We start from the raw sequence: 11987 nt of genomic DNA on the forward strand, positions 1-11987 counted from the left end.
GCTCAGTCGGCGGCGTTGGCCGGCGTGGGCAGCTCGATCGGAACGACCGGGCAGTCCTTCCAGAGGCGCTCGAGGCCGTAGTACACGCGCTCCTCCTCGTGGAAGACGTGCACGACGAGGTCGCCGAAGTCGAGAAGCACCCAGCGGGACTCCTGTCGGCCCTCGCGGCGCAGGCGCTTGTGGCCCGATTCGAGGAGCTTTTCTTCGATCTCGTCGGCGATCGCGGCGACGTTGCGCTCGTTGCGACCGGTGATGAGAAGGAAGATGTCGACGAGGGGAAGAGGCTCCGACACGTCGAGCGCGACGATGTCGTCGCCGCCCTTCGCGTCGGCGGCGATGGCGGCGATCTGCGCCATCTCGCGGCCGTTGTCGGTGGCTGTCATCGGAAGACTCCTGTCGTGATGGCGAGGCCGAGGGCCACGACCACTCCCAGCGCGAGGATGCCCGTCGTGATGACGAGCACGAGGAGGAGCTTGCTCCCCTTCTCGGGCGCCGGGGGGCGAATGATCTCGCCGGGTTGCTTGACGGTGCTGATGGCCGCACTCGCGGCGATCGGCGTGGGCGACGAGGCGGGCGGAAGCTCGCCGTCGAGAAGCACGGCGTCGGCGTCATGGCCGTCGGTCGTGCCGGGGGCGTGCCCGACCGAGCCGAGGCCCGCCGGAAGGTCGAACGAACCGGTGATCATGATCTCGCCGGTGCCGGTCATCGGGCCGACCAGCGGCACGCCGGTCGGGGTCTGCGAGAGGATCAGCGCATTGGGCGTCGAGACGGCGCCCGTGCCGCCCGGTCCGCGCGTGATCAGCTGATCGAACGAGGCGGGCAGGGTGACGTCGGGCGTCACACCCTCGAGCAGGTCGGAGCCCAGCGCCGGATTGACGACGGAGGCGGCGCCCTGCGGCTCGGAGACGGCCGTCTCGTCGGTCTCGGGGGCGGAGGGGCGGAAGATCGCGGGGAGCACCGGCGCATCGTCGGCGCGGGGAGCCGGGGCCGGAGCCGCGGGCTGCGACCGCTCGAGATCGGAGCTGATGATCGGTACGGCGGCCGTACGGATCTTCTCCTGCTCGCGCACCTGGCGGCGGGTGAGACCCGAGACGCCGAACTCGGCGCCGTCGTCGGAGAAGGGCGAGCCGAAGGCCGGGGGGAAGGCCGCAGCGGCCGGACGCTCGTCGAGGGCGGCCACGGCGGGCGCGGGCTCGTCGGCGGTGTCGGCCGGGGCCTCCTCGGCCGGAGCCTGGTCGGCCGGAGCCTCGTCGACCGGGGCGTCCTCGGCCGGAGCCTCGTCGGAGGGTGCTTCCTCGGCCGGAGCCTCGTCGGACAGGGCTTCCTCGACGGGCGCCTCCTCCGCGGAAGCGGGCTCGGCCGGCTGCTCACCCTCGGGCACGGCGTCGATGACCTCGTGCGGCTTCGACGCCTCGTCGATGGGGGTCGTCGGGGTCGCGGGCTCGACGGCCGCGGCATCCGGGGTCTCGCCCTCGGGCTGCGGGACGATGATGGGCGTCGCGCCGGTCTGGCGGAGCTCACGCAGCTGACGACGGGTCAGGGGCGGAGTCTCGGGGTTCTCGGACGTGCTCATGGCTTGCTCCGGTAGAGGTGGTGCTTCGCGATGTACTGCACGACGCCGTCGGGCACGAGGTACCACACGGGGTGTCCTCGGCGCACACGGGCGCGGCAGTCGGTGGACGAGATCGACAGCGCCGGAATCTCCAGCTGGCTCACATTCTGCGACGGAAGGCCCTCGGTGGTCAGTACGTGACCGGGGCGCGAGACGGCGACGAAGTGCGCGAGGTCCCACAGCTCCTGGTGGTTGCGCCAGCTCAGGATCTGGGCCACCGCGTCGGCGCCGGTGATGAAGAACAACTCGGCACCGGGCCGCTGGTCTTGCAGGTCGCGCAGCGTGTCGATCGTGTACGTCGGGCCGGCGCGGTCGATGTCGACGCGGCTCACGGTGAACTGCGGGTTGGATGCCGTCGCGATCACCGTCATGAGGTAGCGGTGCTCGCTCTCGGTGACGTCGTCTTTCTGCCACGGGCGACCCGTGGGAACGAAGACGACTTCATCGAGATCGAACGACTGGGCGACCTCGCTGGCGGCGACCAGGTGACCGTGATGGATGGGATCGAACGTCCCACCCATGACCCCGATCCGAGGGGCGCGCGTCACCGACATACAGCGGGCCTCAGTGGCCGTGCGCCTCGGGGGTGGGCGTGCCGTGCTTCTTCGTGTACGCCTCGGCCTTGTGGGCGTGACGGTTCGACACGTTGCGGTACGACAGGGTGACCAGGCTCAGGCAGACGAAGACCACGAAGGCCAGGGCGCCGTACCAGAAGGTCGTGGCCTGCACGTTGCCGCCCTCGTGGTGTCCGGCCTGTTCGGCGACCTGGGCGAGAAGTGACACGAAAGTCATCAGTGCTCCGTTCGAAGTGTCTGCGCAGAGCGCATTGTCATTTTAGGCGGTCAGGCGCGGACCTGGCCGCCGCCGCGCCCGAGCCACTTGGTGCTCGTCAGTTCGGCGAGTCCCATGGGGCCGCGGGCATGGAGTTTCTGGGTCGAGATGCCGACCTCGGCGCCGAAGCCGAACTCCCCGCCGTCGGTGAAACGCGTCGAGGCGTTCACCAGCACGACGGCCGAGTCGACCTCGGCGAGGAAGCGATCGGCGGCGCTCTGGTCGTCGGTGATGATCGACTCGGTGTGCTGGGTCGAGTAGCGGCGGATGTGGGCGAGGGCCTCGTCGAGGTCGTCGACGACGCGCACGGCGAGGTCGAGGGTTCCGTATTCGCGCGCCCAGTCGTCGTCGCTGGCCGGCACGACGCGCGAGTCGGTCGCGCGAGTGGTCTCGTCGCCGTGCACGGTGACGCCGGCGTCGATCACGGATGCCAAGAGCTCGGGCAGCAGACGGTCGGCCGCGTCGCGGTGCACGAGCACCGTCTCGACGGCGTTGCACACGCTCGGGCGCTGCGTCTTGGCGTTCAGCACGATATCGCGCGCCCAGTCGGCGCGCGCGGAGGCGTCGACGACGATGTGCACGACACCGGCTCCGGTCTCGATCACCGGCACGGTCGACTCGGTCACGACGGTCTCGATGAGACCCGCGCTGCCGCGGGGCACCAGCACGTCGACGAGCCCGCGGGCGTTCATCAGCGCGCGGGCGCCGTCGCGGCCGAAGTCGTCGACGCTCTGGATCGCCTCGGGGTCGACCCCCTGAGCGCTCAGCGCGTCGCGCATGACGCGCACGAGGGTGGCGTTGCTGGCCTGGGCCGCCGAGCCGCCGCGCAAGACGACGGCGTTGCCGGAGCGCAGGGCGAGGGAGGCGATGTCGACCGTGACGTTGGGACGCGCCTCGTAGATCGAGCCGACGACGCCGAACGGCACCGCAACCTTCTGCAGCGCGAGGCCGTTGGGCAGGGTGCGGGTGTCGAGCACGCGTCCGACGGGGTCGGGCAGGTCGGCGACGTCGCGCACCGCCGCGGCGAGGGCCGCTACGCGCCCCGCGTCGAGGCGCAGGCGGTCGAGGAGGGCCTCGCCGATCGCATCCGCCCGCCCTCGCGCGAGGTCTTCGGCGTTCGCGGCGACGATCTCGTCGGTCGCGGCCTCGACGGCGTCGGCGACAGCGCGCAGCACCGCGGACTTGCGTGCGGAGTCGAGCAGCCCGATCTCGCGCGCGGCGTCTTTGGCCAGACGCAGGCGCTCGTCGACGGAGGCGGCGATCACGGACATGCGCTCAGTGTACCGGCGCGCCCACAGCGCCCACGGGGCCCGTTGCCAGGGTCACCGGGTCGGGGTTGGGGGCGAACCAGGTGCCCACCTGTTCGCCCGCGAGGGCCGAGGCGACGAGGTCGGCGCTGGTGACCAGCACTCCGACGCCGGCGGTGGAGGCGAGCTTGGCCGCGGAGGCCTTGGTGGCCGCTCCCCCGGTGCCCACGCCGTTGACGACGCCTGCGCCGAACTCGAAGTCCGACAGGTCGTCGCCCCAGGCCACGTCGACGATCGGACGCGCGCCCGCTTCGCTCGGCGGACGCGTGAAGAGCGTCTCGATGTCGCTGAGCAGAACCAGGGCGTCGGCGCCGATCAGCTGGGCGACGAGGGCCGCGAGGCGGTCGTTGTCGCCGAAGCGGATCTCGTGCGTCGCGACGGTGTCGTTCTCGTTGACGATCGGGAGGATGCCGAGGCCCAGCAGACGCTCCATGGCCCGACGGGCGTTGGAGCGGTGGGTGGCGTTCTCGAGGTCGCCCGCGGTCAGCAGCACCTGACCGGCGAGGAGCCCGAAGCGATCGAGCGAGGTCTGATAGCGCCACATGAGCACGTTCTGCCCCACCGCCGCGGCGGCCTGCTGCGTGGCGAGGTCGTTCGGACGCCCGCCCAGATCGAGCAGCGGCAGAGCGGTGGCGATGGCACCCGACGACACGAGCACGACCTCGGTCCCCGCCGCATGCGCGCGCGAGAGGGCCTCGACGATCGTGTCGATGCGGTGCGCACCGTCGCCGCTGATCGACGACGAACCGACCTTCACCACGACGCGGGCGGCGCCGGGGATGTCGGCGCGCGTCGACGCGGTCACCGCTGGTCGTCCTCGGTACCGGATGCCGCTTCCTGCAGCTCCGCCGAGTCGCCGTCGGGCGTGATGCCCACGGCACGCGCCGCGCGGCGCTCGGCCTCGAGCTCGGCGCGGGCGTCGGCCTTGGCATCCATGCGCTCGTGGTACTGCTCGCGACGCTCCGACGAGGTGCGACGCGGGTTCTGCACCAGACGCGGGTCGGTGCCGCGGGGAGCGGTCATCAGCTCGGCGGCCGAGGTGAGCGTGGGCTCCCAGTCGAAGACGATGCCGTCTCCGGGGCCGATGACGACGGTCGCACCCGCGACCGCGCCGGCGCGGAACAGTCCGTCTTCGACGCCGAGGCGCGCGAGACGATCGGCGAGGTAGCCGACGGCCTCTTCGTTCTGGAAGTCGGTCTGCTGCACCCACTTGACCGGCTTGTCGCCGAGGATCCGGTACACCGGGCCGTACGTGCCGCCCTCGACCTTGATCTCGAAGTCCTTCTGGGCGCCGCGCGGGCGGATGACGACACGCTCGGCGGGAGCCTCGGCGATCGTGGCCAGGCGGTGCTGCTCGACGAGCTCGCCCAGGGCAAAGGTCAGTTCGCGCAGGCCCGAGCGACTGACGGTCGAGATCTCGAACACGCGGAAGCCGCGGGCCTCGAGATCGGGGCGCACGAAGTCGGCGAGCTCGTGCGCCTCGGGAACGTCGACCTTGTTGAGGGCGATGATCTGCGGGCGCTCGAGCAGGGGTACCTGGCCCTCGGGCACGGGGTACGCGGCGAGCTCGGCGAGGATGATGTCGAGATCGCTCAGCGGGTCGCGGCCGGGGTCGAGGGTGGCGCAGTCGAGCACGTGCACGAGGGCCGTGCAGCGCTCGACGTGGCGGAGGAACTCCAGCCCGAGGCCCTTGCCCTCGCTCGCGCCCTCGATGAGGCCGGGCACGTCGGCGATCGTGAAGCGCGCGTCGCCGGCCTGCACGACGCCGAGGTTGGGGTGCAGCGTGGTGAACGGGTAGTCGGCGATCTTGGGCCGCGCCGCCGACACGGCGGCGATGAGGCTCGACTTGCCGGCCGAGGGGAACCCGACCAGGGCCACGTCGGCGACGGTCTTGAGCTCGAGGACGACGTCGCCCTCGTAGCCGGGGGTGCCCAGCAGCGCGAAGCCGGGAGCCTTGCGCTTGGGAGAGGACAGGGCCGCGTTGCCGAGCCCGCCGAGGCCGCCCGGGGCGGCGACGAAACGCATACCCGGGGTGATCATGTCGACGAGCACGTTGCCGTCGACGTCTTTCACGACGGTGCCCAGCGGAACGGGCAGCTCCTGGTCTTCACCGAGGGCGCCCGAGCGGTGATCGCCCATGCCGAATCCGCCGTTGCCTGCGGAGCGGTGCGGCGAGTGGTGGTACGACAGCAGCGTGGTCGTCTGCGGGTCGGCGACGAGAACGACGTCGCCGCCGCTGCCGCCGTTGCCTCCGTCGGGACCGGCCAGCGGCTTGAACTTCTCACGGCGCACCGAGACGCAGCCGTTGCCGCCCTTTCCTGCACGCAGGTGCAGGGTCACGCGGTCGACGAAGGTGACCATGGCGGGTCCTTCCGGGAAGGGTCGGGCGATGCCGACGTGAAAAACGAGAAGAGGGGGCGGGCTGAGCCCACCCCCTCTGGAGCGCCGAAGCGCTGTGGATTACTCCGCTGCAGCGGTGACGATGTTGACGACCTTGCGGCCGCCCTTCGCGCCGAACTGGACCGCACCGGGGGCCAGAGCGAACAGCGTGTCGTCGCCACCACGGCCGACGTTGGCGCCGGGGTGGAAGTGCGTGCCGCGCTGGCGGACGATGATCTCGCCGGCGAGGACGACCTGGCCGCCGAAACGCTTCACGCCGAGGCGCTGTGCGTTGGAATCACGACCGTTACGGGTGGAGCTTGCGCCCTTTTTGTGTGCCATCTCTGCGTCTCCTGGCTCTTACTTGATGCCGGTGATCTTGACGCGCGTGAGGTCCTGACGGTGGCCCTGGCGCTTCTTGTAGCCGGTCTTGTTCTTGAACTTCTGGATCACGATCTTCGGACCGCGCTCCTCGCCGAGCACCTCGGCCGTGACCGAGACCTTCGCGAGCTTGTCGGCGTCGGTCGTGACCGCGTCGCCGTCGACGAACAGGACGGCGGGCAGCTGAATGCTCTCGCCGATCTTCGCCTTCTGGCGGTCGAGCACGACGATGGTGCCGACCTGGACCTTCTCCTGGCGGCCGCCGGCGCGCACAACTGCGTAAACCACTTCACACCTGTTTCGTTCGGGAGCCGCGGGGCTCCGGTTGTCTGATGACGTCGGGAGGGTCTGATGACCCAAGTCTCGGTGCGATCCGGCCGACGAAAGTCAGCGGGGTCTCGCTCGTACAGAGCGGACGCGACGCACCAAGGGTCGAGTTTAGCTCACCGGAGGGCATCCGGCAAAAGCATCCGCCCGCGTGTCGACCGTAGGATCGCGGGATGGCGATCCTCATCGACGACCCGCAGTGGCCCGCACACGGTCGACTGTGGGCGCACCTGGTCAGCGACAGCGATCTCGCCGAGCTGCACGCCTTCGCCTCCGCCGCCGGCATTCCCCGCCGCGCCTTCGACCTCGACCACTACGACGTGCCCGACGAGCGGCACGCCGACCTCGTCGCCGCGGGCGCGGAGCACGTGGGCGGCAAGGAGCTCGTGCGCCGTCTGCGCGCCTCGGGTCTGCGGATCACGGCACGAGAGCGCCGCCCCGGCGCCTGACGGCCGACTGTCGGCGTTCTGACGGCCCGCCGGGCCCCTCGGCATCCGTCCCTCTCCTCCTGCGCGTGAGGGGCCGCTCGCCCTCGCCCGAGCGTTGCTCGGCGACGGAGAGCGACCCCTCACGGGAGAAGCGGGCTCAGGCCTCGGTGGTCGGCTGCGCGTTGACCGGCGTACCGGTCAGCGCTGCCGTGGTCACGCGACGACGCGAGCGTCCCTGACCGGGGGCCTTGGGCTCGGGAAGCGCCTCGAGCACCGACTCCAGCAGGGCGTCCTTCTCGGTGCGGGGAGCCTTGGGCTCGCGCTTCTTGCGCGGACGCTTCTCGCGCGCCGGGGCCGGGGCCTCGGCGGCGGTATCGCTCTTCGCCTCGAGCACGGCTTCGACGGATGCCACGACCGCCGCCTCGACCACGGCGGGGTCGTCGAGGGTGGGCTTGACCGTGGATGCCGCGATCTGCGCCAGCGCCGACTTCACGCCCTCGGTGATGGTGTGCGTGCCGCCGGCCGGGGCCGCCGCTGCGCCGGTGTTCTGCGCCGGAGCGTTGCCCCCGCCGTTTCCGTTGTTGCCGTTCGAGGGGCCGTTGCCGCCGCGGCCGCGACGGTTCGACGAACCGCCGTTGGCGTTGCCGCCGCCGTTGGAGGACGAGCCCGCGGGACGGTGCTTGACCACGGGGTCGTGGTGCACGACGACGCCACGACCGGCGCAGACCTCGCACGCCTCGCTGAAGGTCTCGAGAAGGCCGAGGCCGAGCTTCTTGCGGGTCATCTGCACCAGACCGAGCGAGGTGACCTCGGCGACCTGGTGCTTCGTGCGGTCACGGCTCAGGCACTCGATGAGGCGGCGCAGCACGAGGTCGCGGTTGGACTCGAGCACCATGTCGATGAAGTCGACGACGATGATTCCGCCGATGTCGCGCAGGCGCAGCTGGCGCACGATCTCTTCGGCCGCTTCGAGGTTGTTCTTGGTGACGGTCTCTTCGAGGTTTCCGCCCGAGCCGACGAACTTGCCGGTGTTGACGTCGACGACGGTCATGGCCTCGGTGCGGTCGATCACGAGCGAGCCGCCCGAGGGCAGCCAGACCTTGCGGTCGAGGGCCTTCTCGATCTGCTCGGTCACGCGGAACGCGTCGAACGGGTCCTGCTCGCCCTCGTACTTCTCGACCCGCTCGAGCAAGTCGGGGGCGACGCCCTGAAGGTAGGACGAGATCGTCTGCAGCGCCTCGTCGCCCTGGATGAGCATGCGCGTGAAGTCCTCGTTGAAGACGTCGCGCACGATCTTGACCAGCAGGTCGGGCTCGGAGTGCAGCAGGGCCGGGGCCTGGATGGTCTTGATCTGGCTCGAGACGTGCTCCCACTGCGCGGTGAGGCGCTGGACGTCGAGGGTCAGCTGCTCTTCGGTGGCGCCCTCGGCGGCGGTGCGCACGATCACGCCCGACGACTCGGGGAGCACCTCCTTGAGGATCTTCTTCAGGCGCGCGCGCTCGGTGTCGGGGAGCTTGCGCGAGATGCCGTTCATCGTGCCGTTGGGCACGTAGACCAGGTAGCGGCCGGGCAGCGAGATCTGGCTCGTCAGGCGGGCGCCCTTGTGGCCCACCGGGTCCTTGGTCACCTGCACGAGCACGCGGTCGCCCGACTTGAGGGCGAGCTCGATGCGACGCGGCTGGTTGTTGGTCTCGACGCCGTCCCAGTCGACCTCGCCGGAGTACAGCACGGCGTTGCGGCCGCGACCGATGTCGACGAACGCGGCCTCCATGCTCGGCAGCACGTTCTGCACGCGGCCCAGGTACACGTTCCCGATGAGCGAAGCGTCCTGGTTGCGCGCGACGTAGTGCTCGACGAGCACGTTGTCTTCGAGGACGGCGATCTGGATGCGACCGGCCTTGGAGCGCACGACCATGACGCGGTCGACGGCCTCGCGGCGGGCGAGGAACTCGGCCTCGGTCACGACGGGGCGACGGCGACCGGCCTCGCGACCGTCGCGGCGACGCTGCTTCTTGGCTTCGAGGCGCGTGGAGCCCTTGATGCGCTGCGGCTCGGTGATGACCTCGACCGCGCGCTGGCGCACGGGCGGAGCCGGGGTCTCGACGACCTCGTCGGAACCGGTGCCCACTCCCCCGCGGCGGCGGTTGCGGCGACGCGCGTTGGCGGAGCCGCGCTCAGCGGGGGCGTCGTCGTCGCGGTCGTCGCGGTCCCACGAGTCGTCGCGCACGGGAAGCGGCGGCAGCTCGGGGGCGTAGAAGTGCAGGGCCGTCGAGACGGCGGAGACGAAGTTCTCGGGGAGCAGTCCGAGCGAGACGGCGGTCGGGCGCGCGGGCTTCTCGGGCTCGGCGGGGGCCGTGGGCTCGGGGGCCGCCTGGGGCTCGGAGGTTGCCTCGGGCTCGGGGGCGGATGCCGGCGCCTCGGCCGTCGCGTCGGCCTCGGGTGCCGTGTGCTCGGTTGTGGCAGCCGGAGTCGCCTCGTCGGCCGCTGCCTCGGCGGGGGCCTCGACCGGAGTGTCGGCAGCGGAAGCCTCGTCAGCCGGGGCCTCGGCGGGGGCCTCGTCGACAGGGGCCTCGGCGGGCACCTCGTCGGAGGGAGCCTCGGCGGGCGCGCTCGCGTCCTCCTCGGACGCCGCGGCGGCCTCGTCGAGCACCGCGGGGGCCTCGGTGTCGGTCGACGCCGCGTCTTCGGCATCCTGAACCGCGGCCTCTTCTTCGTCGATTGCAGGGGCCGCGAGATCGGGGGCAGTCACGTCGGACGCGGACGTGGGGGGCGTGTCGTCGGTGGGGTTCTGATCGTCGGTCACATCAGCCATGCGGAGGTACTCCCTGGCGGGCGACACCGCGCGTCGCCCGACGAAATCTCATGCGGCGCCGCACCCGGCGGGGCCGCGAACTCACTCGGTCTGCAGCCGGCCTGCGGCTCGTGCTGCGAAGGGCGGTCATCGCCCGAAGTCTTCTGGGTGATGTTCCTGCGGCGCGGCCGCGGTCACATCAGCCTTCATTATCGCACGAACCGCCGCGTTCGCCCACGAGAAGCCTTCTGCCGGTCTCGCGGGCGCGTCGCGACGGCCAGGCGCGTTCAAAGCGACTGCATAGCGGGGCAGTGCAAGAATCGCCCCCATGAGCGAAACCGTCACTCCCCGTCGTCCGGTCGTCGTCGCGATCTGGCTGATCTTCGCGGGCGTCGTCGGGTGGTGGGCGGCCTTCTCGCTCACGATGGAACGCTTCGCCCAACTGCAGAACCCCGGCACCGCGGCATCCTGCGACTTCAGCGTGCTCGTGCAGTGCTCGGCCAACCTGCAGTCGGCCCAGGGCAGCGTGTTCGGCTTCCCCAACCCGATCATCGGTCTCGGCGCGTGGATCGCTCCGATCGTGGTCGGCATGGCGCTGCTGGCCGGCGCCCGCTTCGCCCGGTGGTTCTGGGTGCTGTTCTGGCTGGGCTTCGTCTTCGCGATCAGCTTCGTCATCTGGCTGATCTCGCAGAGCCTGTTCGTGCTGGCGACCCTCTGCCCGTGGTGCATGGTGACGTGGTCGGTGGTGATCCCGTCGTTCTTCGTGGTGACGCTGCACGTGCTGCGCGAGGGTGTGATCCCGCGAGAGCGCGTGCGCGAGGTCGCCGACCGCCTCATGGCGTGGGTGCCGCTCATGACGATCGTGGCGTTCGCCGTCGTCGCGGTGATCGCGCAGCTGCGGCTGAACGTGCTCGCCCAGCTCTGATCCCACGGGGTGCACAGGTCCCTGAGCTGGTCGAAGGGACCGGGACCCGCGCAGCACAGGTCCCTGAGCTTGTCGAAGGGACCGGGACCCGCGCAGCACAGGTCCCTGAGCCTGTCGAAGGGACCGGGACCCGCGTGAGCCCGCGCAGCGCAGGTCCCTGAGCCTGTCGAAGGGACCGGGACCCGCGTGAGCCCGCGCAACTGAGGTCCCTGAGCCTGTCGAAGGGACCGGGACCCACTGCAGGCCCGGTGGCTTCGACAGGCTCAGCCACCTCTGCCGCGAGCCCGACGCAGGGCCCGGTGGCTTCGACAGGCTCAGCCACCTCTCCCCCGACCGACGCGGGTCCCGGTGGCTTCGACAGGCTCAGCCACCTCTGCCGCGAGCCCGACGCAGGTCCCGGTGGCTTCGACAGGTTCAGCCACCTCTGCCGCGAGCCCGACGCAGGTCCCGGTGGCTTCGACAGGCTCAGCCACCTCTGCCGCGAGCCTGACGCAGGGCCCGGTGGCTTCGACGGGGTCAGCCACTTCTCCCCCGAACGACGAGGGCCGCCACCCCTCGCGGGGCGGCGGCCTTCTCGGCATCCGGGATCAGGAGAACCAGATCGCGAGCTCGCGCTCGGCGGACTCGACACTGTCGGATCCGTGGACGAGGTTCTGCTGCACCTTGAGGCCCCAGTCGCGGCCGAAGTCGCCGCGGATCGTGCCAGGGGCGGCGGTGGTGGGGTCGGTCGTGCCCGCGAGCGAGCGGAAGCCCTCGATGACGCGGTTGCCGGCGAGGCGGATCGCGACGGAGGGTCCCGACATCATGAACTCGAGCAGCGGCTCGTAGAACGGCTTGCCCTCGTGCTCGGCGTAGTGCTGGGCGAGGGTCTCGCGGTCAGGCTCGACGAGGCGGATGTCGACGAGCGCGTAGCCCTTCGCCTCGATGCGGGCCAGGATCGCACCGGTCAGGCCGCGGGCGACGCCGTCGGGCTTGACCAGGACGAGGGTCTCTTCGGTAGCCATGG

13 protein-coding genes are annotated in these 11987 nt (G+C 71.0%); 2 read left to right on the forward strand and 11 right to left on the reverse strand.

What is annotated here, in order from left to right; translation table 11 throughout:
- Positions 1 to 2: 2 nt before the first annotated feature.
- The 9 genes from rsfS to rplU all read right to left on the reverse strand — a co-directional run bounded on the left by rsfS (position 3) and on the right by rplU (position 6798).
- Positions 3 to 383 carry a ribosome silencing factor gene (gene rsfS, locus LPW41_RS09730; protein WP_144833735.1) on the reverse strand — a complete coding sequence of 127 codons (381 nt, stop codon included), beginning with the start codon at positions 381 to 383 and terminating at the stop codon, positions 3 to 5.
- Positions 380 to 1573: a hypothetical protein gene (locus LPW41_RS09735; protein ID WP_230704702.1), complete on the reverse strand. Its 1194-nt coding sequence runs from the start codon at positions 1571 to 1573 to the stop codon at positions 380 to 382. The genes rsfS and LPW41_RS09735 overlap by 4 nt, the downstream gene beginning before the upstream one ends.
- Positions 1570 to 2166 (reverse strand): nicotinate-nucleotide adenylyltransferase, encoded by a 597-nt coding sequence (gene nadD, locus LPW41_RS09740; protein ID WP_144833737.1) that lies wholly within the window; start codon positions 2164 to 2166, stop codon positions 1570 to 1572. Before nadD ends, LPW41_RS09735 begins: the two co-directional genes overlap by 4 nt.
- 10 nt (positions 2167 to 2176) lie before the next feature.
- Positions 2177 to 2404, reverse strand: coding sequence for a hypothetical protein (locus tag LPW41_RS09745; protein WP_144833739.1), 228 nt, complete (start codon positions 2402 to 2404; stop codon positions 2177 to 2179).
- 50 nt (positions 2405 to 2454) lie between these two features.
- The gene (locus tag LPW41_RS09750) at positions 2455 to 3714 is read right to left on the reverse strand and encodes a glutamate-5-semialdehyde dehydrogenase (protein ID WP_230704703.1); all 1260 of its coding nucleotides are present in this window, start codon (positions 3712 to 3714) and stop codon (positions 2455 to 2457) included.
- Positions 3715 to 3718: 4 nt separating this feature from the next.
- On the reverse strand, positions 3719 to 4555 hold the full coding sequence (gene proB / locus LPW41_RS09755; RefSeq protein ID WP_144833743.1) for a glutamate 5-kinase: 837 nt from the start codon (positions 4553 to 4555) through the stop codon (positions 3719 to 3721).
- On the reverse strand, positions 4552 to 6111 hold the full coding sequence (gene obgE / locus LPW41_RS09760; RefSeq protein WP_230704704.1) for a GTPase ObgE: 1560 nt from the start codon (positions 6109 to 6111) through the stop codon (positions 4552 to 4554). The genes proB and obgE overlap by 4 nt, the downstream gene beginning before the upstream one ends.
- Positions 6112 to 6210: 99 nt before the next feature.
- Positions 6211 to 6471, reverse strand: coding sequence for a 50S ribosomal protein L27 (rpmA, locus tag LPW41_RS09765; protein WP_055836932.1), 261 nt, complete (start codon positions 6469 to 6471; stop codon positions 6211 to 6213).
- A gap of 18 nt (positions 6472 to 6489) precedes the next feature.
- A complete protein-coding gene (gene rplU, locus LPW41_RS09770) occupies positions 6490 to 6798 on the reverse strand; it encodes a 50S ribosomal protein L21 (RefSeq protein WP_138172328.1) in 309 nt (102 codons plus the stop codon).
- Positions 6799 to 7010: 212 nt separating this feature from the next.
- Here rplU and LPW41_RS09775 point away from each other — a divergent pair, with 212 nt between their 5' ends.
- Entirely contained in the window at positions 7011 to 7286 is a 276-nt protein-coding gene (locus LPW41_RS09775; RefSeq protein ID WP_144833747.1) for a DUF4031 domain-containing protein, read from the forward strand.
- A 136-nt stretch (positions 7287 to 7422) separates the two neighbouring features.
- Here LPW41_RS09775 and LPW41_RS09780 read toward each other — a convergent pair whose 3' ends face one another.
- Positions 7423 to 10077: an Rne/Rng family ribonuclease gene (locus LPW41_RS09780; RefSeq protein WP_230704705.1), complete on the reverse strand. Its 2655-nt coding sequence runs from the start codon at positions 10075 to 10077 to the stop codon at positions 7423 to 7425.
- Between the two features lie 307 nt (positions 10078 to 10384).
- Here LPW41_RS09780 and LPW41_RS09785 point away from each other — a divergent pair, with 307 nt between their 5' ends.
- Positions 10385 to 10981, forward strand: a complete 597-nt coding sequence (locus LPW41_RS09785) for a vitamin K epoxide reductase family protein (RefSeq protein ID WP_230704706.1) — start codon at positions 10385 to 10387, stop codon at positions 10979 to 10981.
- Between the two features lie 587 nt (positions 10982 to 11568).
- Here LPW41_RS09785 and ndk read toward each other — a convergent pair.
- A complete protein-coding gene (gene ndk, locus LPW41_RS09790; protein ID WP_144785245.1) occupies positions 11569 to 11985 on the reverse strand; it encodes a nucleoside-diphosphate kinase in 417 nt (138 codons plus the stop codon).
- Between the last annotated feature and the right edge of the window lie 2 nt (positions 11986 to 11987).

Origin of the sequence: Microbacterium sp. JC 701 (assembly GCF_021026215.1) — a bacterium.
GTDB classification, from domain to species: Bacteria; Actinomycetota; Actinomycetes; order Actinomycetales; family Microbacteriaceae; genus Microbacterium; species Microbacterium algihabitans.